The following is a 23828-nucleotide window of genomic DNA, read 5'->3' as shown; positions in this document are numbered from 1 at the left end:
TGGGGTAGCGATGGTCTTGATTTGTAGTGAGGTGCGCGGTCAACCGCTCACCATGCCGGGGGGCGAATAAGGATGAGACTGATTCTTCTCGGGCCGCCGGGATCTGGCAAGGGAACGCAGGCCCAGCGGCTGGTTGCCCGCTACGGCATCGTGCAACTTTCCACCGGCGAAATGCTGCGCGCCGCGGTGGCGGCGCAGACGCCGGTCGGCGTCAAGGCTCAGCACATCATGGCCGCCGGCGGCCTGGTGCCGGACGAGATCGTGGTCGGAATCATTTCCGACCGGCTGGATCAGCCGGATGCGGCGAAGGGCTTCATTCTCGACGGCTTTCCGCGCACGGTGCCGCAGGCCGAAGCGCTCGACGAACTCCTGAAGAAGAAGCGCATCAAGCTCGACGCCGTGATCGAGCTGCGCGTCAACGAAAGCGCGCTGCTGCAGCGGGTCGAAACCCGGGTCGCGGAGATGCGCGCGCGCGGCGAGGACGTCCGGGCCGACGATACCCCGGAAGTGCTGACCAATCGGCTGGCGAGCTACCGTTCGCAGACGGAACCGCTGATTCACTATTACTCTGAGCGGCGCAAGCTGCTGACGGTTGACGGCATGATGACCATCGAGGCCGTCACCGGCGAGATCGACCGAATCCTGTCCGCGATCGGGGCGGTAGAGGAGGCCAAGGCCGCGAAGGCAGCCAAGAAGGCGGGCGCCAAGCGGACCGCGAAGGTGGCCAAGAAGGCCGGCCCTCCCAAGGCGGCCGGGAAAGCGGCCAAGAAAGCCGCCAAGCCGGCCGCCAAAAAGGCCACCAGGGGGACCAAGACGGCCAAAAAGGCCGCCAAGGGCTCCCGCAAGGCCTCCAAGGGGGCCAAAAAGTCGGCCCGGAAGGCGCTTGCGGGTTCCCGAACCCGTGCCGCCGGCAAGACCAGGAAAACTGCTAAAAAGGTCACGAAAAAGCGAGCTAAAGCATAGAGACGGTTGACGAAACGAAGTTGAATCCTTTAATAAGCCCGTATCCAGTCGGATAGTTTTCAGACGATGCCGGGCCCCGAGATACCCGAGGGGAAGGGCGTCGTGTTCGCGTTTGCGGACACCTGCCCGAGATAGCGAAAAACACCAGCCGTATTCCCGCGAAGGGATCGGCGACAGGAGAGAAGTCCGTGGCCCGTATTGCCGGCGTGAATATCCCGACCAACAAGCGCGTCTTGATCGCGCTCCAGTACATCCATGGCATCGGCCAGAAGAATGCCGCCGACATCATGGAGAAGGTGAAGATCCCGAATGATCGCCGCGTCAATCAGCTGAGCGATCAGGAAGTGCTGCAGATCCGTGAAGTGATCGACCGCGACTATATGGTCGAGGGCGACCTGCGTCGCGAGACCGGCATGAACATCAAGCGGCTGATGGATCTCGGCTGCTATCGCGGCCTGCGCCATCGCCGCGGATTGCCGGTGCGCGGCCAGCGCACCCACACCAATGCGCGCACGCGCAAGGGTCCGGCCAAGTCGATCGCCGGCAAGAAGAAGTAAGCGAGCGAATAGGGAGTGGCGAATAGTTTCTATTCGCTACTCGCATTTTTTCTGGTGTAGCCGCTGGCATTACGGCGGCGTTGAGATCGTAGGAAAGGTTCTGGAATGGGCAAGGATGCCACCCGCGTACGTCGCCGTGAGCGCAAGAACATTGCATCTGGCGTTGCGCACGTGAACTCGTCGTTCAACAACACGACCATCACCATCACCGACGCGCAGGGCAACACCATTGCCTGGTCGTCGGCCGGCACGATGGGCTTCAAGGGTTCGCGCAAGTCGACCCCTTACGCCGCACAGGTCGCGGCGGAAGACGTCTCCAAGAAGGCGCAGGAACACGGTATGCGCACGCTGGAGGTCGAGGTTGCCGGTCCGGGTTCGGGCCGCGAATCGGCGCTTCGCGCGCTGCAGGCCGCGGGCTTCACCGTCACCTCGATCCGCGACGTGACCACGATCCCGCACAACGGCTGCCGTCCGCGCAAGCGCCGGCGCGTTTGATTTTTACGACCGCGGGCGGCACGGCCGCCTGCGATGAACTTGCGATGTACATGACGCGGACAGATCCGCGATCTCCAACGCCAGTACTTCAGATGGCATGGGTGACACAGTGACGATCCAGAAAAATTGGCAAGAACTTATCCGGCCGAACAAGCTCCATGTGACCCCGGGCACCGACTCGAACCGTTTCGCGACGCTGGTCGCCGAGCCGCTCGAGCGCGGCTTCGGTCAGACCCTCGGTAACGCGCTGCGCCGCATCCTGTTGTCCTCGTTGCAGGGCGCCGCCGTGCAGTCGGTGCACATCGACGGCGTGCTGCACGAATTCTCCTCGATAGCGGGCGTTCGCGAGGACGTCACCGACATCGTGCTCAACATCAAGGACATCTCGATCAAGATGCAGGGCGAAGGCCCCAAGCGCATGGTCGTGAAGAAGCAGGGTCCGGGCGTCGTCACCGCCGGCGACATCCAGACCGTCGGCGACGTCGTGGTGCTCAATCCCGACCTGCAGATCTGCACCTTGGACGAGGGTGCTGAAATCCGCATGGAATTCACCGTCGCCGCCGGCAAGGGCTACGTCGCCGCCGAGCGCAACCGTCCCGAGGACGCGCCGATCGGCCTGATCCCGGTCGACAGCCTGTTCTCTCCGGTGCGCAAGGTCTCCTACAAGGTCGAGAACACCCGCGAGGGACAGATCCTCGACTACGACAAGCTGACCATGACCATCGAGACCAACGGCGCGATCACGCCCGATGACGCGGTGGCCTATGCCGCGCGCATCCTGCAGGATCAGCTCAACGTGTTCGTGAACTTCGAAGAGCCGCGCAAGGAAGTGGCGCAGGAGATCATTCCCGATCTCGCCTTCAACCCGGCGTTCCTCAAGAAGGTCGACGAGCTCGAGCTGTCGGTTCGTTCGGCGAACTGCCTGAAGAACGACAACATCGTCTACATCGGCGACCTCGTGCAGAAGTCGGAGGCGGAGATGCTCCGCACCCCGAACTTCGGCCGCAAGTCGCTGAACGAGATCAAGGAAGTGCTGGCCCAGATGGGTCTGCATCTCGGCATGGAAGTGCCGGGCTGGCCGCCGGAAAATATCGACGAGCTGGCCAAGCGCTTCGAGGATCACTACTGATTGAACGGTAATCGTGGTGGCCGGGCGAAAGCGCGGCCATTGCGTTTTTGGGCGAACGCAGGCGGCCCACCTGAGCAAATTGTCCGACGAGCCGTCGCGACAGAGCAAGTATCGAGGAATTCAACATGCGTCACGGCAAGGTTCACCGGAAGCTCAACCGCACCGCCGAGCATCGGCGTGCGATGTTCGCCAACATGTGCGCGGCGCTGATCAAGCACGAGCAGATCGTCACCACGCTGCCGAAGGCGAAGGAACTGCGTCCGATCGTCGAGAAGCTGGTCACGCTCGGCAAGAAGGGCGGCCTCGCCATGCGCCGCCAGGCGATCTCGGAGATGCGCGACCAGGATCAGGTCAAGAAGTTGTTCGACGTGCTGGCCAGCCGCTACAAGGACCGCCAGGGCGGCTACACCCGCATTATCAAGGCCGGCTTCCGCTACGGCGACAACGCGCCGATGGCCGTGATCGAATTCGTCGACCGCGACGTCGATGCCAAGGGCCTCGATTCCGGCCCGGTGCAGGAGAAGTCCGCCGAAGCGGCGTAAGTTCTCCTGAAGCGAAATTGAGAAAGCGATGCCATCCGGCATCGCTTTTTTGTTGCCTCAGTCGAAATCCTTAAAGCCCGGCTTGCCGGGCGGCCGGCGCTGCAGCCAGGCGATGTCGGGAACGGGGCGGGCGGTTTCGGGATTGGCGGCGAGCAGCGCCTCGATCTCGCGCGCGACTGCAAGCGTGGCGAGATCGCCGCCGCGGGGGCCGATGACCTGGATGCCGAACGGCAGTCCGGCGCCGTCGCGCCCCGCGGGGATTGCGACCACGGGATGCCCCACGTTGGTGACGGCATAGGCCAGCGCTAGCCAGTGGAAATAGCTTTTCGTCTTCACGCCGTCGATCTCGGCCGGATAAAGCTCCGACCACGGCCGCGGGCTGATCGTGACCGCCGGTGCCAGCACGAAATCGTGCGCGCCGAAGAAGGCTTGCCAGCGGCGATACATGTCGGTCTGCATCGACAGCGCGCGCGCCACGTCGGCTGCGGAGTAGCCGAGCCCCTCGGCGACGTTGTCGCGGATATTGGGGCCGATTTTGTCCGGGAATTTTTCCGCGAGCTCCCGGTGCCGTCCGAGGAAGGCGACGGCGCGCAGGATGCGGAATACTTCATCGGCGTTGCTGCAATCCGGGTGCGTCCATTCGACCGCGCGGAACGCCGAACCGAAGCTCGCAAGCTTCCTCCTGAACGTCTCGGCAATCGCACGCTCGGTCGGCGCGAACCCAAAATCAGTGGTCGCAGCGATGCGCAAGGCGGCCAGATCGATCCGCGGCGGATCGCGATAGGTCGCAGCGTCGGGCGAGCCGCCGGCATGCAGGATCGCCGACAAGGGATCGCGCCCGTCACGGTCCAGCATGCAGGACAGCATCAGACACGCATCGGACACGGTTCGCGCCATCGGCCCAAGCTGCGAGATCTGCAGCCAGGCCATGTTGCGGCTGTTGCTCGCGATCAGGCCGGGGGAGGGCCGAAAACCGACCACGCCGCAGAACGCGGCCGGGTTTCGCACCGATCCGCCGGTGTCCGAACCGGTCGCAAGTGGCACCATGCCGGTCGCGAGCGCCACCGCCGATCCGCCGGAGGAGCCGGCGGCAGAGCGGTCGGGGTCGAACGGATTGCCGGTCGCGCCATGCAGCGCGTTGCGGGTGTTGCCGCCAGCGCCCCATTCGGGGACGTTGGTCTTGCCGAGCACGATCGCGCCGGCGCGCTTCAGCATCGCCACGATCGCCTCGTCCTCCTTGGCGATGGTGTCGGCGAACAGCACGCTGCCGAAGCTCGTCGGCAGTTCCCTCGCGTCGATCAGGTCCTTCACGGCGAGCGGCAATCCGTGCAGGGCGCCGAGCTCGTCGCCGCGCATGACTGTGGCCTCGCTCTGCTGCGCTGTCTCGCGCGCGGTCTCGAACGAGCGCGCGATGATGGCGTTGACGGCGTGATCGATCGCCTCGATACGGGCGATGCAACTGTCCATCAGTTCGACCGGCGAAAGCTTGCGCTCGCCGATCAAGACCCGCGCGGTCGTTGCGGGCAGATCGCACGGCTCGGTCATGGCCGGCTATTCTTCCTTGATGCCGGCGGCCTGGGCCAGTGCCTTCATTTCGGCGATCTCCTTGGCGATGAAGCCCGGCCAGTCCGTATAGCGTTTGAAAGCCGGCTCGAACCCGACCTTCTTGAAGCGCTCGGCGACCGCCGGGTCGGCGATGGCCTCTTCGAGCGCAGCGGCCAGTCTGTCGCGGAAGGCGGCGGGCGTTCCCTTCGGCACGACGACGGTGCCCCAGGAGACGAGGTCGACCTTGGGATAACCGAGCTCGGCCAGCGTCGGAACGTCGGGCAGGAATGCCGAGCGTTTGGCGGAGAACACGGCGAGCGGGCGAACCGCGCCGGCTTCGGCCTGAGGCTTGACCGCGATCACCGTATCCACATGATACTCGATATGCTTGCCGATCAGGTCGTTCATCGCCGGCGCGCTGCCCTTGTAGGGTAGATGCACCATCTTGATGCCGGCGCTCGACTTGAAGAGCTCGCCGGCAAAATGCGAGATGGTCGCCACCCCGAAGGAGGCCAGCGACAGCTTGTCGGGATTGGCCTTGGCGGCGGCCACCAGCCCCGGCACATCCTTGATCGGGGTGTCGCGATGGGTCACCAGCACCATGGCGAGCGTGCCGACCTGGGCGATCGGCTCGAAGTCCTTGGCGCTGTCGAACGGCACGGTTTCCTTCGCCGCATTCTGCAGGGTGAAGGTGGAATTCGAGCTGAAGAACAGCGTGTAGCCGTCCGGCGCCGCATTGGCGGCTTCGCGCGCGCCGATGGTGGTGCCGCCGCCGGGGCGGTTCATCACGATCACGGGCTTGCCGAGCCGCGCCTCCAGTTCGCCGGCAATGATGCGGCCGATGACGTCGGCGGCCCCGCCGGGCGGGTAGGGCACGATCAGCTGCAACTGCTTTTCGGGGTAGCTGCCTTGCGCCACGGCGATCGAGGCGCTGGCAGTCATGCAGGCCGACACAATGGTGGCCGCCACAAACATCCGCATCATGTCGAGAACTATCCCCGTCTTCCGTGTTTATCGGCGATGCGCGCCCGGCTGCGGCGACAGTCGCACCGACATGTCATCAATCGCAGGATCACTTGAACCGACTTCCCGATCAAGAGGTTGCCCTTCCCGCGCCACGACGGCAAAGCTATGGTGGCGCGAGTCAGAATTTGTGGGAGTGAACAATGTTCAAGCTACGGCACGCGATCTCTGCTGCTTTTTTGATCCTTTTCATGCACTGGCCGCATTCGGCTGTGCTGGCCGATCAGCCCTTTCAGCGCTTCCTGCCACTTCTGGTTGATCTAGCAGGCTGGCAGGGCAAAAAGCCGGAGGGCATGTCGATGCAAATGTCGGATGCCAGCATGACCACCGCGACCCGCGACTACGAGCGCGGCACGGCGCAGGTTCATGCCTCTGTCGTAGTCGGGCAGGCGGCTGAAGGCGCGCTGGCGCCGATCCAAACAGGGGTGAACGTGCAGACCACCGAAGGTCACATGATCACGGCCACCATACGCGGCATGCCTGTCTTGAAGACCTTCAACACCAAGGACAAGTCGGGCGCACTGATGGTGGCGCTCAGCAAAGACGCCGTGTTCAGCATTGCCTATGAGGGCGTCACCGAAGACGAAGCATTGCAGCTCGCCGAGAAATTCAACTGGAATGCGCTGCAAACGGCGGCTCAGATCAAGAAATAGGGTTCGGCGCAAGGGCTGACGGGTCCACCATTTGAGGCACGCCGGTGGATGGTGGGCACGGCGCATACGCGCCTTTGCCCACCTTTTGTGGTCGAACGCCTACCACCCCTCCAGCACGATCTTGCCGCGCGACTTGCCCGATTCCAGCAGCGCATGGGCACGCTTCAGGTTGGCGGCGTTGATGGTGCCGAAAGTCTGGTCGAGCGTGGTGCGCAGCACGCCCTTGTCGATGAGGTCGGCGACGTCGTTCAGCAGGTTGTGCTGGGCGATCATGTCCGGGGTCTGGAACGAGGAGCGGGTGAACATCGATTCCCAGTGGATCGAGATCGCCTTGCCCTTGAAGGCGCTGACGGTGAATTCCGGGGGATCGTCGATCAGGCCGAACCTGCCCTGCGGCGCCATGAAATCTGCGATCGCCTTGTAGTGCTGCTCGGTGAAGGTGAGGCTGGCGACGAGGCCGACCGGCGGCACTTTGAGTTTTTCGATCTGCTCCTTCATCGGCCTGGCGTGATCGATCACGGCATGGGCGCCGAGGTCGAGGCACCATTGTTGCGATTCGGGCCGGGTCGCGGTGGCCACGACGGTCAGGCCGGTGAGACGGCGGGCGAGCTGGATCAGGATCGAGCCGACACCGCCGGCGCCGCCGGTGATCAAGAGCGTGCGCGGATCGAGGCTCTTGCCGGGCACGGCGCCGAGGCGGTCGAACAGCAATTCCCACGCCGTGATCGAGGTCAGGGGGAGGGCGGCGGCTTGCGCGAACGACAGCGTCTTCGGCTTGTTGCCGACGATGCGCTCGTCGACCAGGTGAAATTCCGAATTGGTGCCCTGGCGCTGGATCGATCCGGCGTAGAACACTTCGTCACCAGGCTTGAACAGCTTGACGTCGGATCCTATGGCGTCAACGATCCCGGCGGCATCATAGCCCAAGATCTTGGTTTCGCCCGCCGGAGGCGTTGCGCGCTTGCGCACCTTGTAATCCACCGGATTGGCCGAAATCGCCTTCACGGCGACCCGGATGTCGCGGCCCTTTGGCTCGGGCTTGGCGGTCTCGAAATCGATCAATGAACTGGGGTCTTCGACGGGCAGCGACTTCTGGTATCCGACGGCTTTCATGCCTGTTCTCTCCGGTCTGAGGATGTAAGGCCTAATTGTCGGTCTGGCGCAAATTTGGCAAGTACTGTAAATACGGGCATATAGTCCCTGTTTGGATACTATTGGAAAAATCCGATGAAACGGCGGAATTTTGCTCACCGGCCGGGCTGCGCGGTTGAAGCGACGCTCGATCTGATCGACGGCAAATGGAAAGGCGTCATCCTCTATCACCTGCAGGACGGCACCCAGCGCTTCGGCGAGTTGCGGCGGCGGATGCCCGGCATTACCCAGCGCATGCTGACCAAGCAGCTGCGGGCGCTCGAGGACGACCGTCTGGTGATCCGCACGGTGTATGCCGAGGTGCCGCCGCGGGTGGAGTACCGGCTCTCGGAGATCGGCGAGAGCCTGCGTCCGGTCATCGATACCTTGAAGGCGTGGGGCGAAGGCCATCAGGAAAGTCTGTCCTGCGCGCCGGCTCCAGACGCCGCCGGAGTCCCCAATCGCGCCGCATAAGGCGGCCATTTGTCGGTCCGTTCCCTTCTCTCGCGCTTGCCCGGCGGCTATATCTGGGGCGGCGAATTTCAGGATCTTCCCGCATGATGTTTCTACGCTCCCTGGCCGTGATCTGCTTTTCCGCGATGCTGGCCACGCCGTCGCTGGCACAGGACCGCCGCGTACCGACTTCCCCCACGGAGTTGAAGCTCTCCTACGCGCCGATCGTGCAACGCGTGCAGCCCGCGGTAGTCAACGTCTATGCCGCCAAGGTGGTGCAGAACCGCAATCCGCTGCTGGATGATCCGATTTTCCGCCGCTTCTTCGGCGTGCCCGGCCAGCAGCCGGAGCAGATGCAGCGCTCGCTGGGATCCGGCGTGATGGTGGATCCGTCCGGCCTGGTGGTGACCAACAACCACGTCATCGAAGGCGCCGATCAGGTCAAGATTTCGCTTTCCGACAAGCGCGAATTCGAGGCCGAGATCGTGCTCAAGGACAGCCGCACCGATCTGGCGGTGCTGCGGATCAAGGACGGCAAGGAAAAATTCCCGACGCTCGATTTTGCCAACTCGGATGAATTGCTGGTCGGCGACGTCGTGCTGGCGATCGGCAATCCGTTCGGCGTCGGGCAGACCGTCACCCACGGCATCATTTCGGCGCTGGCGCGCACGCAGGTCGGCATCACCGACTACCAGTTCTTCATTCAGACCGATGCCGCGATCAACCCCGGCAATTCCGGCGGCGCGCTGGTCGACATGACCGGCCGGCTCGCCGGCGTCAACACCGCGATCTTCTCGCGCTCCGGCGGATCGCAGGGCATCGGTTTTGCGATCCCCGCCAACATGGTGCGCGTCGTGGTCGCCTCCGCCAAGAGCGGCGGCAAGGCGGTCAAGCGGCCATGGCTCGGCGCGCGATTGCAGGCGGTGACGCCTGAAATCGCGGAGACGCTCGGGCTTCGGGTTCCCTCGGGCGCGCTGGTCGCCAATGTCACCGCCAACAGCCCGGCGGCGCGGGCCGGATTGAAACTGTCCGACCTGATCGTCGCAATCGACGGCCAGACCGTCGACGATCCCAACGGCTTCGACTATCGTTTCGCCACCCGGCCGCTCGGCGGCACCTCACAGATCGACGTGCAGCGCGCCGGCAAGACCATCAAGCTGACCGTTCTGCTGGAAACCGCTCCCGACACCGGGCGCGACGAGATCGTTTTGACATCGCGCTCGCCGTTCCAGGGCGCCAAGGTTGCGAACATATCGCCGGCGGTGGCCGACGAGTTGCGCATCGACGCGGACACCCGGGGCGTCGTGGTGACGGAACTGGCGGAAGGCAGCACCGCCGCCAGCGTCGGTTTCCAGAAGGGCGACATCATCCTCGGGGTCAACAACCAGAAGATCGCCAAGACAGGCGATCTCGAAAAGGCGACGCGCGAGACCGCGCGGATCTGGCGCATCACCGTGGTCCGGGGCGGCCAGCAGATCAACGTCACGCTCGGCGGATGAGCCCGAAGCGACCACACGAAGCTGCCAACCTGTTCGCCGCCGCAGGAATGGAGCAGGATGCGCCGCGTCCGCTTCCGGACCGGCTGCGCCCCCGCGCGCTGTCGGAGGTGGTCGGACAGGATCACATCCTCGGCCCCGACGGCGCACTGACGCGGATGCTGGCGACGCGCACATTGGGCTCGCTGATCTTCTGGGGACCGCCGGGCACCGGCAAGACTACGGTGGCGCGGCTCCTGGCTGATGCCACCGAGCTGCACTTCGAGCAGATTTCCGCTGTCTTTTCCGGCGTCGCCGATCTCAAGAAGGTATTCGACGCGGCGCGAGCCCGGCGCGAGATCGGCAAGGGCACGCTGCTGTTCGTTGACGAGGTGCACAGGTTCAACCGCGCGCAGCAGGATTCTTTTTTGCCCGTGATGGAAGACGGCACCGTGGTGCTGGTCGGCGCCACCACCGAAAATCCCTCGTTCGAGCTCAACGCCGCTCTGTTGTCGCGGGCGCGGGTGCTGGTGTTCCATTCGCTCGATGCTGCCGCAATCGAAAAACTGTTCGCCCACGCCGAGAAGATCGAGGGCAGGAAACTGCCGCTCGACGCGGAAGCGCGCGCGGTGCTGGCGCGGATGGCCGACGGCGATGGCCGCGCCGCGCTGACATTAGCCGAAGAGGTCTGGCGCTCCGCGCGCGAAGGCGAGATATTCAATGCGGCAGCGCTGCAGGACATCCTGCAGCGCCGTGCGCCGATCTACGACAAGTCCGCCGACGGCCATTACAACCTGATCTCGGCGCTGCATAAATCGGTGCGCGGCTCCGATCCGGACGCCGCCCTCTATTATCTCGCGCGCATGCTGGACGCCGGCGAGGACCCGCTGTTCCTGGCCCGCCGCGTGGTCCGCATGGCGGTCGAGGATATCGGTCTTGCCGATCCGCACGCGCTGGCGATCTGCAACGCCGCCAAGGATGCCTATGATTTCCTCGGCTCTCCCGAAGGCGAGCTCGCGATCGCGCAGGCCGTGATCTATCTCGCCACCGCGCCGAAATCCAACGCCGCCTACAAGGCCTTTGGCGCGGCGATGCAGGTGGCGAAAGAGGGGGGCTCATTGCTGCCGCCGAAGCATATCCTGAACTCGCCGACCAAGCTGATGAAGTCGGAAGGCTATGGCGGCGGCTACCAATACGACCACGACGCCCCCGATGCCTTTTCCGGTCAGGACTATTTCCCGGAAGCGCTGGGCCGCCGGACCTTCTACGATCCGCCCGATCGCGGCTTCGAGCGCGAGATCAGGAAGCGGCTGGATTACTGGGCGAAGCTGCGCCGGGAGCGCGGTTGAACTCTCTCTAAGGTTGTATTAGGCTATCCGCCAAGCGATGGGAGTGCGCCGATGACCGGGGAGCTTCTGATCAGACTCGGACCGCTTATCGGTGGCCTCATATTGATGGCCATCTGCGCGGTGGCCATCCTGCGAAACCCCGCCGTCTCAAACGTGTTTGCCGGACTGCTCGCATTCGGCGGGCTGTTGTTCGTGATCCCTGCGCTCGCCTTCTTCAATTTCAAGGGGCTGGGAATTGAATTGTCGGGGCAGGCCGCAACCTCCGGTCAGGTCAACGAACAAGCTGCGGGGATCAATGCGCGACTCGAAGACATCAAGACGGAGCTCGCCGATCTTCGCAGAAAGGTCGCGCCGGCCGCACCGGCGCCAGCGCCGCCGTCGGCGGAATTCGGAGCCAACCGGAGTTCGACGGTTATCGTCGTGTACCCTTCGGACCCCAAGATGAAGGCCCTTGCCAAGCAAATGGAAAACGATCTCTTGAGAAAGGGATACCTGGCGACGTCCGTATTCTCCGACTATTCCGAACTCAGCGATGCGAAGAAAGGAGCGCCCGGATCGGTTCGATATGTATTCGCCGATCCGGCGAAAGCGGCCTCGGTCAAGCAGTTGCTGAAGCCGGAAACCTCCGGCCTGACGGCGCTGCCGGACGATCAGCGTCAGCAGATGTCTGCGGATGTGCAGGTCCTCTTGTTCTGAGCTGGCCGCTGCCCGGCTATTTCCCCGTCCTGACGAAATCGAGAATCTGTTCGGTCAGCCGCGTATCCGAGGTGTTGATCGAATACACCTCCGACATGTGGCTGTGCTGCGGAAGCAGCAAAGCACGGGCGCATCCGCTCGCGCGCCTGCACGTCGCTTGCTTTGCCAGATCGAATTGCAGCACAAAGCCAGCCGGGTCCAGTTCGGCGACAGCCAGCATCAGCGGGATGTTGGTTGTCGCTAGACCCGACAGCGAGGATCGTTCGGCGTAGCGCGCGGGATCGTCGCCGAAGTAAGCGCGCTGGGAATCCGCAAGCGGCGTCGCGGTCAGGTCGTAATTGCCCGAAATCATGATCGCCCCGGCGAGGCCGCCGCCTTTCACCTTGTGAAATTCGGGATGCGATACATAGCTCGCGACGTGAACCGCGCCGGCGGAGTGTCCCATCAGATAGATCCGCCCGGGATTGCCGCCGCGCTCGCCGATCTTGTCCGAGATCCATTGAACCGCGGTGGCGAGATCCTCGGCGCCCGCCGGCCAGGGGTTCGGCGGCGCGAGGCGATAGGTGACGTTGACGCCGACAAAGCCGTTCTTGGCCGCCCACAGCATGATGTTGTCGTAGAACGGGCTGGTCGGTGTCGTCCGCTTGTTGCCGCCCACGTAGGTGCCGCCATGGACGAAGATCAGTACCGGCCGGGCCGATGCCGCCGTCTCCGGCACGAAGATATCGAGCAGGTTACGATCGGCCGGACCGTATTTGACGTCACGCTCGACCTTGACGCCGTGATATGGCTCCTTTTCCTGCAGCGGCGCATAGAGCGCGACGGTCTTCGGCGGGTCAATGACGCGGCCGAGTTCCCGCAGCTTCGAGGCCAGATCCTCCGGCATCGGGCTTTGCTGCGCCCAGGCCACGCCCGCGAACATGGTCGCAACGACGGTCAAGGCCGCTCTTGATACTGCCATCCGGCTACCCCACGTTTCCCGGTCGCTTGCCCTAACATGACCGATCCTGCGGCGGATTTGTACCGATTCACCGTGACGATTCGCTGCTTTTGCGCTACCCAACGGCTTCATCCGGAGCCGCAGCAATATGAGCCGTCGCGTCAAGAAACCTCTTCGTCCGGCGGGCGATCGCCCGAAGGGCGCGCGTCCCTACCGGGGCTCGCAGGCCGAGCGGCCGGCGCATCGTCCGGGCGGCAAGCCGCCGGCGCGTTTTCCAGCCCCGCGCGCGGCCAAGCCGGCGCCGTTCATTCCCGAGCCTGCGAAAGTTGTCCCTGAGCCGCCGCCGTTGCCCACCAAGGTGCAGACCGTGGTGGTGACGGCCGATGAGAACAACATGCGCGTCGACCGCTTTCTGGAAGCGCGCTTTCCCGGCCTGTCATTCTCTCACATTCAGCGCATCGTCCGTAAGGGCGAGCTACGCGTCAACGGCAAGCGCGCCGACAGCAAGGACCGGCTGGAGGAAGGGCAGAGCGTCCGCATTCCGCCGCTCAAGCTCGATGCGCCGAAGGTCGCGGGAAATCTCTCGGAAGCCGGCGCGAAGACCCTTCAGGCGCTCAAGGACATGATCCTCTACGAGGACGCCGACGTCATGGTGCTGAACAAGCCCGCTGGGCTCGCGGTGCAGGGCGGCTCCGGCACCACCAAGCATATCGACCAGATGCTGGAAGTGATGCGCGATGCCAAGGGGCAGAAGCCGCGGCTGGTGCACCGGCTCGACAAGGAAACCGCGGGCTGCCTGCTGATCGCAAAGACGCGTTTTGCCGCTACCGCGCTGACCGGATCGTTCCGTCATCGCTCCGCGCGCAAGATCTACTGGGCGCTGGTGGCGGGCGTGCCGAAGCCGAAGCAGGGCCGTATCTCGACGTATCTCGCCAAGGACGAGGGCGAGGACGATACCATCATGCGCATCGCCGCGCATGGCGATGAGGGCGCCAGCCATGCGGTGACCTATTACGCCGTGGTGGAGACCTCGGCGCAGAAGCTCGCCTGGGTTTCGCTGAAACCGGTCACCGGGCGAACCCACCAGTTGCGCGCGCACATGGCCCATATCGGCCACGCCATCGTCGGCGATCCCAAATATTTCAACAAGGAAAACTGGGAGTTGCCGGGCGGACTGCAGAAGCGCCTGCATTTGCTGGCGCGGCGGATCGTGATTCCGCATCCGCGCGGCGGGGTGATCGATGCGACCGCGCCGCTGCCGCCGCACATGCTGCAATCATGGAACCTGCTCGGCCTGGAAGCTGACCGCTTCGATCCGATCGAGAACGCGCCTGAAGAATAGTTCAGGTACGATTTCCTTGCGGTTGCGGGAGGGGATCACGACATACTCTCGCATGAAGCGATCGTCGATCCTCGTTGTTGGCGCGGTTATGCTGGCGCTGCTCGCCGCCAGCGCCGCTTCCGCGCAGCAGCAATTCATTCCGCCGGGCGGCTCGCAATACAACCCGCCGCTGCCGCCGCCGCCGGCTGTCCCGAAGATCGAGGTGCCCGCGATTCCGAAAATGGACGCGCCGCCTACGCCGCCGCGGGTCCAGGGCTTGCAGCGCGGCTCGTTCAGCGACCGCATCGGCAAATGCCTCGACGATGCCGCCGCCGCAGGCCTTGGCCCCAACGAGCGCGCGGCCTATTCGCGTTCCTGTGCCAATCAGTAGGCCTGCGAACCAGCGCGTGCTGATGCCGGAGATTGCCTGGCCGCCACACTCGACGTGACCAGCGCCCGTTGACGCATCTCATCAGGTCCTTGCCTTCCATTGAAGGACTCGCGGGGCAGACACCAAACTGCTAGGTCTGCGATGCCGGCGCACCAGGGGGACCCGGCATCGGGGGCGCGCCATGAAGATCACGCTGGACATTTCCAAGCTCGTGGAAGAAGGCAAGCTGACGCGCGAGGAAGCCGACAGGCTCACGGCGCTCGCTGCGCATGATACGGGCTCGTTCGGAGTCAATGTCCTGATCGGATTCGGCGTGGTCGCTATCGCGGCGGGCGCAGTGGCGCTGGTGCCGACGCCGCTGACGGCGGTAGGCTTGGGGCTCGCACTTTTCGCCGCAGGCAGCGCGATCACGATCAACCGCGTGCAGCAATGGGTACTGCTCGGGCAAATCTGCCTCGTTATAGGTGCACTGATGTTCGGCGGCGGCGTGATCGCCTATGGGGCCGGCTCGCTTGCGTCCATGCTGATCGTCATGGGCGCCTTCGGGATCGCAGCCATCGCCGCCCGCTCGAGCCTCTTGATGGCGTTGGCGGTGCTGGCGGCCTCCGCCTGCCTCGGCGCGCGCACCGGTTACAGCCACGCGGTCTATTCATTGGCGATCTTCGAGCCGACGCTCACCGTCATGCTGTTTTCCGCGCTGGCGCTAATCGCCTACCAGGCCTCGCATCGCCTGTCGGACGACTACGAGCGGCTCGCGATCACCGCCGCGCGTACCTCGCTGCTGCTGGTCAATTTCGGCTTCTGGATCGGCTCGCTATGGGGCGATCCGCTGATGCTGATACGCTCGATGAATGCCAAGGATGCATCTTTGGCGTTTATGACCAAGACTGCAATCCCGGCCTCGGTGTTCAGCATCCTCTGGGCAGTGGTCTTGCTGGGCGCCGGGATCTGGGCCTTACAGGTCAACCGTCGCTGGTTGGTCAATCTCGTTGCCGTCTTCGCCGGCATTCATTTTTACACCCAATGGTTCGAGCGCCTCGGCGCCACGCCGTTGTCGGTGCTGCTTGGCGGGCTTGTGATGTTGGCAAGCGCTGTCGGGCTCTGGATTTTCAACGGGCGCGCCCGGCCGCCTGGGCTGCGGGCGAAGCCATCGCGCTTCTAGTTCCTGTGCTGCGCAAGGAACATGCGCAGTGAATCGTGCGGGCTCTCGATGTCCGAAATCACCCAGACGTCGGGGCCGTTGACCAGAACCCGGCCTCGAGGCTTGCGCAGCCGAGACCGCTGATTAACGCCAGAATGGCCGCCGATAGCCGCGCCAACGTCGGCCGGCTCGCTTTATTTGCACCCATCGATGTCGTACTCTCTTTGCGAAAACTATCACCGGCGCGAGAGGCCGAAAACTGCATGCGCGAACTATTCGATGAAGTGGCCGGGCAATCTCCGCTCGATCCGGAGGAGGCGGTGCGCCGCACGACGCGCACGCCGCGCCGCAAGCGGTTCTACGCCAAGGCCGGCGTTGCCGTGGGCACGGACGGTTTTGCGATCACGCTGGATGACAAGCCGATCCGCACGCCGTCGGGGCGGCCGCTGGTCGCTCCTGTCAGGGAAATCGCCGAGGCCATCGCGGCGGAGTGGGAGGCGCAGCAGGAATTAATCGACCCCCTGACCATGCCGCTGACGCGCTTTGCCAACAGCGTCGTCGATGGCGTGGTCGAGCGGGTAGAGGCGGTCGCCGACGATGTCGCGAAATATCTCGGCACCGATCTGTTGTTTTATCGCGCCGGCCATCCGGAAGCGCTGGTGGCGCGGGAGGCGAAGCACTGGGACCCGGTGGTGTTCTGGGCCGCAGAGACCCTCGGTGCGCATTTCATGCTGGCCGAAGGCATCGTGCATGTCCGCCAACCCGAGCCGGCGATTGCGGCGGCGCGCGAGGCTTTCCCTGGCGATCCCTGGTCGATCGCGGCGCTGCACGTGGTCACGACGCTGACCGGCTCGGCGCTGCTCGCCTTGGCGCTGCTGCATGGCGTGCTCGACCAGGAGCAGGTCTGGGCCGCCGCCCATGTCGATGAGGACTGGAACGTCGAGAAATGGGGCGTCGACGAGGAGGTCGCGGCGCGCCGCGCCGCGCGGCTGGTCGATTTCAAGGCCGCCGCCACGATCCTCAAGACCCTCAATCCGTCCATCGGTTAACGGGAGGTTTACGACGCTGGGCTAGCCTTCGCCGTCCAGCGAGACCGCCCGATGCCCTTGACTGTCAATCCGATCCTTTCCGTCGTTGCCGCGCAAGGGCCGGCGCGCGATCTCGTGCTGCAGCCGGGGACGGTGGTCGACGCCAAGGTGATGCAACTGCTCGCCGACAATCTGGTGCGGATCGCGATCGCCAACCTGTCGATCGATGTCGTCTCGGAAGTGCCGCTGCAGGCCGGCCAGGCTTTGCAGCTGGCGGTATCGCAGACCGAAAGCGGTATCCGACTCGCGGTGATCGGGCAGGGCGCCGGCGCGGCCGCCGACGCCGTGACGCTGACGCCGGGAGCGCGGGTCGACGCGCCGGCCAGTCCGGCGGTGATCGGTGCGCCCGCCAAGAACATTCTGACGCCGATCGAGAAGCTCGCGGTGTCCATGGCGGCGCAGGCCGCCGCCACGCAGCAAGGCAGTCTGGCGCCGCTGTTCGCGGACGCCAGTTCCGCCGCGTCGTCGCACGCGCTGCCGGCGAACCTGCAAGCCGCGGTGACGCAATTGCTGGCGCAGCGTACCAGCCTCGATCAAAACCTGACCGGCAGCGAGATCAAGAATGCCTTTCAGAAATCCGGGTTGTTTCTCGAAGCTTCGCTGGCGTCGGGATCGATTGCGCCTGGAGTCGCCGGCGTTCCCGATCTCAAGGCGGCGCTGATCGTGCTTCGCCAGACGCTGCTGTCGTCGCTCGCCGCAGCGCGGGGCCCGGCCACGAGTGCCGAGTCGCCGCTGCATGCGGCTGCATCGCCGGCGCTTGCCCCGTCGCTGTCGCCGGATGTCGAGGTGCAGGAAATTCTGTTGCCGCAGACGCGGCTTGCGGTCGCCGTGGATTCCCTGGCATTGAGCGGCGGATCGCGCGCCGCGGCCGGCGCCGCACTGACCTTGTTGCAGGAAGGACTGCAGGAGCTCGGCAAGGCCTCGCCGTCGCCGGGCGCCGTGCGAGACCTGCGCAGCGAAGACGTCACCTTCCACACCAACATGCCGCCGCCGCCGTTCCGCGGCGCGCAGCCGACGGCGCAGCCCGTCGCCCTGCCGTCGCTTTCACCGGATGCACCGCTCGCCACCACAGCCCATCATCTGCTCGGCGATACCGACGCCGCGATTGCGCGCCAGACCCTGCTGCAGGTGGCTTCACTGCCCGACCGTGTCGATGCGTCGCCGGTGCGGATCGATCCGGCGGCGCCGCGCTGGCATTTCGAAATTCCGTTTGCCACCCCGCAGGGGACCGCACTGGCGCAGTTCGAAATTTCCCGCGACGGCGGCGGCAGCGAGGTCAAAGCCGCAAAGCGCGTATGGCGGGCGCGGTTTTCGCTCGACGTCGAACCGGCCGGTCCCGTGCATGCGCTGGTGTCGCTGGTCGATGAGAAGACCTCGGTGCGGATGTGGGCGGAACGGCCCGCGACCGCGGCGCAATTGCGTGCCGGTGCCGCGCAGCTCAGCCAGGCGCTGAGCAGGGCCGAGCTCGTGCCCGGCGATATCGTGATCCGCGACGGCACCCCGCCGCAATCGGCGCCCGCGCCCGCCGGGCATTTCCTGGACCGCGCGCTATGACCGTGGAAGCCAAGAGGCAGCTTGCGGTGGCGCTGCATTACGACAAGACCGGTGCGCCCCGCGTCGTCGCCAAGGGCAAGGGCTCGATCGGCGCCAAGATCATCGAAGTCGCCAAAGCCCACGACATTCCGATCGAGGAGAACGAGGTGCTTGCCGGCGCGCTCTCCAACGTCGAGATCGGCGACGAGATTCCGGCCGAGCTCTACAAGGCAGTGGCGGAAGTGCTGGTGTTCGTGCTGCGGCTGTCCGGGCGAATTCGCTAATTTCCGATCGTCATTATTTTACCACGATGCCGGATGCATCGTCGGCCGCCTTCAACGCCATCGGATGCTCCCTTGATCAATCGTCGTCATGCACTCGGCCTCCTTGCCGCCGCCAGCCTTTTGCCTTCCCGAAGCGATGCCAATGTCGCGTATCAGCGCAGCGAGATCCGTGCTGATCTCGCCAAGCGGTTTGCCGACGAGGGAACGGCTGGTACCTTCGTCGGCTACAAGACCGATGACTATCTGATCATCGCCAGCGACAAGGATCGTTCCGGCGAAGCGAAGCTGCCGGCCTCGACCTTCAAGATTCCGAATTCGATCATCGCGTTGGATACCGGCGTGGTCGAAGACCCGGACAAGGACGTCTTCAAGTGGGACGGCGTTACCAGAAGCATCGAAGCGTGGAACAAGGACCACACCTTGCGCACCGCGATCGCCGCCTCCGTGGTGCCCGCCTATCAGGAGATCGCCCGGCGGATCGGGCCGGAGCGGATGCAGAAATATCTCGACCTGTTCGAATATGGCAACCGCAACATCGGCGGCGGCATCGACCAGTTCTGGCTGACCGGCGATCTGCGCATCGATCCCGTTCAGCAGATTGACTTCGTCGACCGGCTGCGGCGCGGCGTGTTGCCGGTGTCGAAACGCAGCCAGGATCTGGCGCGCGATATCCTACCGGTGATAAAAGCCGGCGACGCCGTGATCCGCGCCAAGACCGGGTTGTTGGGCGCCGAGCGCGGCGAGCCCTCGCTCGGCTGGCTGGTGGGCTGGGCCGAGAAGGGCAGCGCCATTACCGTGTTCGCGTTCAACATGGATTGCCGCGAGCCGCGCCATGTCGCCAGCCGCATCAAGGTGGCGCAGCAATGCCTTGCCGATATCGGCGCGATCTGATCCGCTGCGGCGAACCAGGGAAGTCGAGATGACCGACGTGCCGCATAATCCCGCCCCGCGAGCTCTCCGCGAGATCGCAAGCTTCCACGCCCATGTCTATTACGATCCCAACGCGACGCGGCCGGAAGCCGAACGGCTGCGGGCATGGATCGGCAAGCGGTTTTCGGTGACGCTGGGCCGCTGGCACGACGTCAAGGTGGGCCCGCACGACCAGGCGATGTTTCAGGTCGCCTTCGCGACGGAAGTTTTTCCGGAGCTGGTGCCGTGGCTGATGCTCAACCATGGAAGCCTGAGCATCCTGGTGCATCCGAACACCGCCAACCCGCGCCGGGATCATCTCGGCGATCCGCTCTGGATCGGGCCGGCGCTCGACCTGCATGGCGAGAAGCTACCGGAAGAAGGGCCGATGGAGCAGGCGCCGGCGCCGAACACCCATCCGGTTCTGCGTCCGTAACCGGGATACTCGCTGCCACGCGGCGAGAACCCAGCCGCCGCGGCATCAGGTCGCCTTCGCCGCATCCTTGCCGATCCGGCCGAGATGGGTGAAGCCGAAACCGGTGGAGTATTTCAGGCCGTAGCCGAGCGCGCGGTCGATGCCGATATGGGCCAGCCAGATCATCGCGAGCGAGAGCGTAAGCGGCGAGGGAAGCGCCAGGCCCGTCGTCATCAGCGCCATCGGCGCCAGATAGCTGTGGGCTGCGTTATAGACGGCTGCCCCGATCCGGGGGCCTGCAAGGTATCCTGCGAAGCTCAGATCGGGCGCCAGGAACAGGAGAGCGTAGACCCACCACGATCCCTCCCATATCGCGTAAAGCAGGGTCATGCCCGCAAACAGCGCCAGTCCCTCGAGCCGTAGCAGGGTCCGCGCCCCACCTATGGCGGTGCCTGTCGCGCCCCCGCTTGCGATATCAGTCATCTCGTCGCCTCCGTTGGGCCACCGGATATAGGCGGCCCTGGTAAGGAGTGCCAGAGGGCCGGGAAGGGCGTTTCCCGCCCGCGAAATGCCGTGTTAGAAGCCTTGCCAAATCCTGCGGCAAATACGGGCGGAAGCAGATGAAGGACATCCTGGACACCCTCGAAGAACGGCGCGCCGGCGCCAAGCTCGGCGGCGGCGAAAAGCGCATCGAGGCGCAGCACGCCCGCGGCAAGCTGACCGCGCGGGAGCGCATCGAGCTGCTGCTCGACAAGGGTTCGTTCGAGGAATTCGACATGTTCGTCGAACACCGCTCGACCGAATTCGGCATGGAAAAGACCAAGGTGCCGGGCGATGGCGTCGTCACCGGCTGGGGCACCGTCAACGGCCGCAAGACCTTCGTCTTCGCCAAGGACTTTACCGTGTTCGGCGGCTCGCTGTCGGAAACCCACGCGCAGAAAATCGTAAAAATCCAGGACATGGCGATGAAGGCGAGGGCGCCGATTATCGGGCTCTATGACGCCGGCGGCGCGCGCATCCAGGAAGGCGTCGCGGCGCTCGCGGGCTATTCCTACGTGTTCCGCCGCAACGTGGTTGCGTCGGGCGTGATCCCGCAGATATCCGTCATCATGGGCCCCTGCGCCGGCGGCGACGTCTATTCGCCCGCCATGACCGACTTCATCTTCATGGTGAAGAACACCAGCTACATGTTCGTCACCGGCCCCGACGTGGTGAAGACCGTGACCAACGAGGTGGTCACGGCCGAAGAACTCGGCGGCGCCTCCGTGCACGCCACCCGTTCCTCGATTGCGGATGGCGCGTTCGAGAACGACGTCGAGACGCTGTTGCAGATGCGCCGGCTGATCGACTTCCTGCCCGCCAACAACACGTCAGGCGTGCCGGAATGGCCGAGCTTCGACGACATCGAGCGGGTCGACATGTCCCTGGACACGCTGATCCCGGACAATCCGAACAAGCCTTACGACATGAAGGAACTGATCCTGAAGGTCGTCGACGAGGGCGACTTCTTCGAAATCTCCGAAATGTTCGCCAAGAACATCGTCACCGGTTTCGGCCGCATTGCCGGCCGCACCGTCGGCTTCGTCGCCAACCAGCCGATGGTGCTGGCGGGCGTGCTCGACAGCGACGCCTCGCGCAAAGCGGCGCGCTTCGTCCGGTTCTGCGACGCCTTCAACATCCCGATCGTCACCTTCGTCGACGTCCCGGGCTTCCTGCCGGGCACTGCGCAGGAATATGGCGGGCTGATCAAGCACGGCGCCAAGCTGTTGTTCGCCTACAGCCAGTGCACCGTGCCGCTGGTCACCGTGATCACGCGCAAGGCCTATGGCGGCGCGTTCGACGTGATGGCCTCGAAGGAAATCGGCGCCGACATCAACTACGCCTGGCCGACCGCGCAGATCGCGGTGATGGGCGCCAAGGGCGCGGTGGAAATCATCTTCCGCGCCGACATCGGCGACGCCGAGAAGATCGCCGCCCGCACCAGGGAATACGAGGACCGCTTCCTGTCCCCCTTCATCGCCGCCGAGCGCGGCTACATCGACGACGTCATCATGCCGCATTCCACTAGGCGCCGCATCGCCCGCGCGCTGGCGATGTTGAAGGACAAGCATGTCGAGATACCGATGAAAAAGCACGACAATCTGCCGCTGTGAGCATGACAATGATTATAGCGTGCCATCGTGGCGCTCAAGCTTCATGCCAAATACGCGAAGAGCAGAGGATAGTGCTTCAACGTAATCAGGATCGGGTTTTATTTCGATCAAACTAAATATCTCTGCGCCGAGGGGGCTTATTCCGAGGCCCGAACCGATATAATCAACACAGGTGGTTGGAGTCGGATAGCGTATGACGTATGGTGTATTTGCGATCAATAGGAATGCATTTCCCTCCGATACATCAATATGAACGTCTAAGGCCCAACTTGAACCAGAGTCGGTGTAGAACCCTGCAGGTCCAAATGTTGTGCGATACGTTTGACCAATGATTTCGCGGATCTTCTTTCCCTGTTCTTCAGCCTTAAGATCACTGTTCAGTCTGAATGGATTTGAAAGAAAGAAATGATACGGCGCATTTTGCCTCTTGGCACAAAGCACAAATTTACTAAGATTTTCGAGCCTCAGGGCTTCTTCTTTGCTAAGCAGGCTCAAAGCTTCCAAGCACCTAGCGCTATATTTTGTCGGGCTTTGTGCTTTGCGAGCCAAGATGCGCCCCCAAACGGCCTGCATATCGGTGTCGGTTACGTCTTCGGCTAAGCGCCAAAAGCGATCCAGCCATTCCTCTTGAATTTTTGAGTCTCTAACAGCCGGATCTGATAGGTCTTCGAGCGAATGAACGTACTCGTTGACGGCTTCAACGGCGATGGATTCTCTGTTCTGCTGCTTTCTGGCAACTTCGGCCGTTAGTCTTATTGTCGCCCTGTCTCCAAGCGTGAGTTCCGCACTCTTTGGGGCAAGGCCAGTCCTCGTCAGGGCTTCGTTCCAGTCATCGAAAGCGGCAACATCCGCCTTCGTCTCTCGTCGTTTTTGAATGGGGCGCATGAAGCTTCCGATCCCCCGCTCGATGGCCGATACAAGTTGTTCGAGGGGTTTAGCGGCGCCAAAGAGGTCGCTAATTCTGACTAGAGATTTTTCTTCGTCATTCGCCATGCGGCAATCACCTTATGATAATTGCTCAAGATACCACGTAGGGTGGATCGGCGCAGTGGAATCCACCGATATTTTCTTGGGCAACACCGTTTCCGATCGGGTACAGGTCTGTTTGACCAGCCCTACAATTGCCGTGTCATTATTCAAGTCCTTCGCCCACATGCCGCTGAAACGGACCCCGCCCCATGCCCACGCTGTTCGCCTTCCTCCATCACCTCTGCGCCTTCACGCTGGTGTCGGCGGTCGCGATCGAGTTCACGCTGGTCCGCGGCGAGCTGACGCTGGCGTCGGCGCGAAAACTGTTGGCGACCGACGCGGTGCTCGGCATTTCGGCCGCCGCGCTGCTGGTGATCGGGCTGCTGCGGGTGTTCTTCTTCGAGAAAGGCGCGGACTATTATTTCCACAGCCACGCCTTCCTGGCCAAACTCGCGATCTTCATCGCGGTCGCGCTGATGTCGATCGTGCCGACCCGGGAGTTCCTGTCGTGGCGCGGCGCGTTGCGGGCCGGGCAGGCGCCGGAGATCAGTGCGAACAGGCTGGCATTGGTCCGCAGGGTCCTGCACGGCGAACTGCTCGCCATCATGTTGATCCTGCTGTGCGCCGCGATCATGGCGCGTGTCGGCTGGGTTTAGCCTATCGTCCACGCCGT

Annotated in this window: 26 protein-coding genes; 20 read left to right on the top strand and 6 right to left on the bottom strand. The window is 63.9% G+C overall.

Annotated features, from left to right (window positions below; all coding sequences use genetic code 11):
- The first annotated feature begins 72 nt into the window (after window positions 1-72).
- From KMZ68_RS16570 to rplQ, 5 genes are all read left to right on the top strand, one after another.
- Complete coding sequence (locus KMZ68_RS16570; RefSeq protein ID WP_215612310.1) at window positions 73-963, top strand: adenylate kinase; 891 nt, start codon at window positions 73-75, stop codon at window positions 961-963.
- A gap of 188 nt (window positions 964-1151) precedes the next feature.
- Window positions 1152-1520, top strand: a complete 369-nt coding sequence (gene rpsM, locus KMZ68_RS16565) for a 30S ribosomal protein S13 (RefSeq protein WP_215606226.1) — start codon at window positions 1152-1154, stop codon at window positions 1518-1520.
- A gap of 105 nt (window positions 1521-1625) precedes the next feature.
- Complete coding sequence (rpsK, locus tag KMZ68_RS16560; protein WP_072823637.1) at window positions 1626-2015, top strand: 30S ribosomal protein S11; 390 nt, start codon at window positions 1626-1628, stop codon at window positions 2013-2015.
- A gap of 97 nt (window positions 2016-2112) precedes the next feature.
- Window positions 2113-3144, top strand: coding sequence for a DNA-directed RNA polymerase subunit alpha (locus tag KMZ68_RS16555; RefSeq protein WP_215612309.1), 1032 nt, complete (start codon window positions 2113-2115; stop codon window positions 3142-3144).
- 125 nt (window positions 3145-3269) lie between these two features.
- On the top strand, window positions 3270-3686 hold the full coding sequence (gene rplQ / locus KMZ68_RS16550) for a 50S ribosomal protein L17 (RefSeq protein WP_215612308.1): 417 nt from the start codon (window positions 3270-3272) through the stop codon (window positions 3684-3686).
- Between the two features lie 57 nt (window positions 3687-3743).
- Here the strand turns inward: rplQ and KMZ68_RS16545 are convergent, their stop codons facing one another.
- Together KMZ68_RS16545 and KMZ68_RS16540 are read right to left on the bottom strand one after the other, a co-directional pair.
- Window positions 3744-5231, bottom strand: a complete 1488-nt coding sequence (locus KMZ68_RS16545; RefSeq protein ID WP_215612307.1) for an amidase — start codon at window positions 5229-5231, stop codon at window positions 3744-3746.
- A 6-nt stretch (window positions 5232-5237) separates the two neighbouring features.
- Complete coding sequence (locus KMZ68_RS16540) at window positions 5238-6215, bottom strand: Bug family tripartite tricarboxylate transporter substrate binding protein (protein ID WP_249779377.1); 978 nt, start codon at window positions 6213-6215, stop codon at window positions 5238-5240.
- Between the two features lie 182 nt (window positions 6216-6397).
- On the opposite strand from KMZ68_RS16540, the gene KMZ68_RS16535 reads away from it, so the two are divergent.
- Window positions 6398-6907 carry a hypothetical protein gene (locus KMZ68_RS16535; RefSeq protein WP_249779376.1) on the top strand — a complete coding sequence of 170 codons (510 nt, stop codon included), beginning with the start codon at window positions 6398-6400 and terminating at the stop codon, window positions 6905-6907.
- Window positions 6908-7006: 99 nt separating this feature from the next.
- On the opposite strand, the gene KMZ68_RS16530 is transcribed toward KMZ68_RS16535, so the two are convergent.
- Window positions 7007-8020 (bottom strand): zinc-binding alcohol dehydrogenase family protein, encoded by a 1014-nt coding sequence (locus KMZ68_RS16530; protein ID WP_215612306.1) that lies wholly within the window; start codon window positions 8018-8020, stop codon window positions 7007-7009.
- Window positions 8021-8134: 114 nt separating this feature from the next.
- Here KMZ68_RS16530 and KMZ68_RS16525 point away from each other — a divergent pair, with 114 nt between their 5' ends.
- From KMZ68_RS16525 to KMZ68_RS16510, 4 genes are all read left to right on the top strand, one after another.
- Window positions 8135-8512, top strand: coding sequence for a winged helix-turn-helix transcriptional regulator (locus KMZ68_RS16525; protein ID WP_215612305.1), 378 nt, complete (start codon window positions 8135-8137; stop codon window positions 8510-8512).
- An 86-nt stretch (window positions 8513-8598) separates the two neighbouring features.
- Window positions 8599-9990, top strand: a complete 1392-nt coding sequence (locus tag KMZ68_RS16520; protein ID WP_371741344.1) for a DegQ family serine endoprotease — start codon at window positions 8599-8601, stop codon at window positions 9988-9990.
- On the top strand, window positions 9987-11315 hold the full coding sequence (locus tag KMZ68_RS16515) for a replication-associated recombination protein A (RefSeq protein ID WP_215612303.1): 1329 nt from the start codon (window positions 9987-9989) through the stop codon (window positions 11313-11315). The genes KMZ68_RS16520 and KMZ68_RS16515 overlap by 4 nt, the downstream gene beginning before the upstream one ends.
- 51 nt (window positions 11316-11366) lie before the next feature.
- Complete coding sequence (locus tag KMZ68_RS16510) at window positions 11367-12011, top strand: hypothetical protein (protein WP_215612302.1); 645 nt, start codon at window positions 11367-11369, stop codon at window positions 12009-12011.
- A gap of 16 nt (window positions 12012-12027) precedes the next feature.
- Here KMZ68_RS16510 and KMZ68_RS16505 read toward each other — a convergent pair whose 3' ends face one another.
- Window positions 12028-12972 carry an alpha/beta hydrolase gene (locus KMZ68_RS16505; RefSeq protein WP_215612301.1) on the bottom strand — a complete coding sequence of 315 codons (945 nt, stop codon included), beginning with the start codon at window positions 12970-12972 and terminating at the stop codon, window positions 12028-12030.
- A 127-nt stretch (window positions 12973-13099) separates the two neighbouring features.
- Here KMZ68_RS16505 and KMZ68_RS16500 point away from each other — a divergent pair, with 127 nt between their 5' ends.
- The 8 genes from KMZ68_RS16500 (at window position 13100) to KMZ68_RS16465 (ending at window position 20054) form a co-directional block, all read left to right on the top strand.
- The gene (locus KMZ68_RS16500; protein WP_215612300.1) at window positions 13100-14293 is read left to right on the top strand and encodes an RluA family pseudouridine synthase; all 1194 of its coding nucleotides are present in this window, start codon (window positions 13100-13102) and stop codon (window positions 14291-14293) included.
- 52 nt (window positions 14294-14345) lie between these two features.
- Window positions 14346-14663, top strand: a complete 318-nt coding sequence (locus KMZ68_RS16495) for a hypothetical protein (RefSeq protein WP_215612299.1) — start codon at window positions 14346-14348, stop codon at window positions 14661-14663.
- A gap of 181 nt (window positions 14664-14844) precedes the next feature.
- Window positions 14845-15825: a hypothetical protein gene (locus KMZ68_RS16490; RefSeq protein ID WP_215612298.1), complete on the top strand. Its 981-nt coding sequence runs from the start codon at window positions 14845-14847 to the stop codon at window positions 15823-15825.
- A gap of 242 nt (window positions 15826-16067) precedes the next feature.
- Entirely contained in the window at window positions 16068-16853 is a 786-nt protein-coding gene (locus KMZ68_RS16485) for an ATP12 family chaperone protein (protein WP_215612297.1), read from the top strand.
- 51 nt (window positions 16854-16904) lie between these two features.
- A complete protein-coding gene (gene fliK / locus KMZ68_RS16480; protein WP_215612296.1) occupies window positions 16905-18446 on the top strand; it encodes a flagellar hook-length control protein FliK in 1542 nt (513 codons plus the stop codon).
- Window positions 18443-18709, top strand: a complete 267-nt coding sequence (locus KMZ68_RS16475; protein ID WP_215606242.1) for an EscU/YscU/HrcU family type III secretion system export apparatus switch protein — start codon at window positions 18443-18445, stop codon at window positions 18707-18709. Before fliK ends, KMZ68_RS16475 begins: the two co-directional genes overlap by 4 nt.
- 33 nt (window positions 18710-18742) lie before the next feature.
- Entirely contained in the window at window positions 18743-19600 is an 858-nt protein-coding gene (locus KMZ68_RS16470) for a penicillin-binding transpeptidase domain-containing protein (protein ID WP_371741343.1), read from the top strand.
- Between the two features lie 28 nt (window positions 19601-19628).
- Window positions 19629-20054 (top strand): DOPA 4,5-dioxygenase family protein, encoded by a 426-nt coding sequence (locus tag KMZ68_RS16465; protein WP_215612294.1) that lies wholly within the window; start codon window positions 19629-19631, stop codon window positions 20052-20054.
- 45 nt (window positions 20055-20099) lie between these two features.
- On the opposite strand, the gene KMZ68_RS16460 is transcribed toward KMZ68_RS16465, so the two are convergent.
- On the bottom strand, window positions 20100-20516 hold the full coding sequence (locus KMZ68_RS16460) for a DUF4260 domain-containing protein (RefSeq protein WP_215612293.1): 417 nt from the start codon (window positions 20514-20516) through the stop codon (window positions 20100-20102).
- A gap of 137 nt (window positions 20517-20653) precedes the next feature.
- Here KMZ68_RS16460 and KMZ68_RS16455 point away from each other — a divergent pair, with 137 nt between their 5' ends.
- Complete coding sequence (locus KMZ68_RS16455) at window positions 20654-22186, top strand: acyl-CoA carboxylase subunit beta (RefSeq protein WP_215612292.1); 1533 nt, start codon at window positions 20654-20656, stop codon at window positions 22184-22186.
- Window positions 22187-22198: 12 nt separating this feature from the next.
- Here the strand turns inward: KMZ68_RS16455 and KMZ68_RS16450 are convergent, their stop codons facing one another.
- Window positions 22199-23179: a DUF2806 domain-containing protein gene (locus tag KMZ68_RS16450; RefSeq protein ID WP_215612291.1), complete on the bottom strand. Its 981-nt coding sequence runs from the start codon at window positions 23177-23179 to the stop codon at window positions 22199-22201.
- 185 nt (window positions 23180-23364) lie between these two features.
- Between KMZ68_RS16450 and KMZ68_RS16445 the strand changes: the two genes are divergently transcribed.
- Window positions 23365-23811, top strand: a complete 447-nt coding sequence (locus KMZ68_RS16445; protein ID WP_215612290.1) for a DUF2214 family protein — start codon at window positions 23365-23367, stop codon at window positions 23809-23811.
- Window positions 23812-23828 lie beyond the last annotated feature (17 nt).

The sequence above is a fragment of the Bradyrhizobium sediminis genome (assembly GCF_018736105.1).
In the GTDB taxonomy this organism is placed as follows: Bacteria; Pseudomonadota; Alphaproteobacteria; order Rhizobiales; family Xanthobacteraceae; genus Bradyrhizobium.
Note: the sequence above shows the minus strand (reverse complement) of the source record. Positions and strands in the feature narration are given on the sequence as shown.

Coding starts and splice junctions, on each gene's coding strand:
- KMZ68_RS16570 (WP_215612310.1), top strand. CDS start 73: ATGAGACTGATTCTTCTCGGGCCGCCGGGATCTGGCAAGGGAACGCAG.
- rpsK (WP_072823637.1), top strand. CDS start 1,626: ATGGGCAAGGATGCCACCCGCGTACGTCGCCGTGAGCGCAAGAACATT.
- KMZ68_RS16555 (WP_215612309.1), top strand. CDS start 2,113: ATGGGTGACACAGTGACGATCCAGAAAAATTGGCAAGAACTTATCCGG.
- rplQ (WP_215612308.1), top strand. CDS start 3,270: ATGCGTCACGGCAAGGTTCACCGGAAGCTCAACCGCACCGCCGAGCAT.
- KMZ68_RS16545 (WP_215612307.1), bottom strand. CDS start 5,231: ATGACCGAGCCGTGCGATCTGCCCGCAACGACCGCGCGGGTCTTGATC.
- KMZ68_RS16540 (WP_249779377.1), bottom strand. CDS start 6,215: ATGATGCGGATGTTTGTGGCGGCCACCATTGTGTCGGCCTGCATGACT.
- KMZ68_RS16535 (WP_249779376.1), top strand. CDS start 6,398: ATGTTCAAGCTACGGCACGCGATCTCTGCTGCTTTTTTGATCCTTTTC.
- KMZ68_RS16530 (WP_215612306.1), bottom strand. CDS start 8,020: ATGAAAGCCGTCGGATACCAGAAGTCGCTGCCCGTCGAAGACCCCAGT.
- KMZ68_RS16525 (WP_215612305.1), top strand. CDS start 8,135: ATGAAACGGCGGAATTTTGCTCACCGGCCGGGCTGCGCGGTTGAAGCG.
- KMZ68_RS16520 (WP_371741344.1), top strand. CDS start 8,599: ATGTTTCTACGCTCCCTGGCCGTGATCTGCTTTTCCGCGATGCTGGCC.
- KMZ68_RS16515 (WP_215612303.1), top strand. CDS start 9,987: ATGAGCCCGAAGCGACCACACGAAGCTGCCAACCTGTTCGCCGCCGCA.
- KMZ68_RS16510 (WP_215612302.1), top strand. CDS start 11,367: ATGACCGGGGAGCTTCTGATCAGACTCGGACCGCTTATCGGTGGCCTC.
- KMZ68_RS16505 (WP_215612301.1), bottom strand. CDS start 12,972: ATGGCAGTATCAAGAGCGGCCTTGACCGTCGTTGCGACCATGTTCGCG.
- KMZ68_RS16500 (WP_215612300.1), top strand. CDS start 13,100: ATGAGCCGTCGCGTCAAGAAACCTCTTCGTCCGGCGGGCGATCGCCCG.
- KMZ68_RS16495 (WP_215612299.1), top strand. CDS start 14,346: ATGAAGCGATCGTCGATCCTCGTTGTTGGCGCGGTTATGCTGGCGCTG.
- KMZ68_RS16490 (WP_215612298.1), top strand. CDS start 14,845: ATGAAGATCACGCTGGACATTTCCAAGCTCGTGGAAGAAGGCAAGCTG.
- KMZ68_RS16485 (WP_215612297.1), top strand. CDS start 16,068: ATGCGCGAACTATTCGATGAAGTGGCCGGGCAATCTCCGCTCGATCCG.
- fliK (WP_215612296.1), top strand. CDS start 16,905: ATGCCCTTGACTGTCAATCCGATCCTTTCCGTCGTTGCCGCGCAAGGG.
- KMZ68_RS16475 (WP_215606242.1), top strand. CDS start 18,443: ATGACCGTGGAAGCCAAGAGGCAGCTTGCGGTGGCGCTGCATTACGAC.
- KMZ68_RS16470 (WP_371741343.1), top strand. CDS start 18,743: ATGCATCGTCGGCCGCCTTCAACGCCATCGGATGCTCCCTTGATCAAT.
- KMZ68_RS16465 (WP_215612294.1), top strand. CDS start 19,629: ATGACCGACGTGCCGCATAATCCCGCCCCGCGAGCTCTCCGCGAGATC.
- KMZ68_RS16460 (WP_215612293.1), bottom strand. CDS start 20,516: ATGACTGATATCGCAAGCGGGGGCGCGACAGGCACCGCCATAGGTGGG.
- KMZ68_RS16455 (WP_215612292.1), top strand. CDS start 20,654: ATGAAGGACATCCTGGACACCCTCGAAGAACGGCGCGCCGGCGCCAAG.
- KMZ68_RS16450 (WP_215612291.1), bottom strand. CDS start 23,179: ATGGCGAATGACGAAGAAAAATCTCTAGTCAGAATTAGCGACCTCTTT.
- KMZ68_RS16445 (WP_215612290.1), top strand. CDS start 23,365: ATGCCCACGCTGTTCGCCTTCCTCCATCACCTCTGCGCCTTCACGCTG.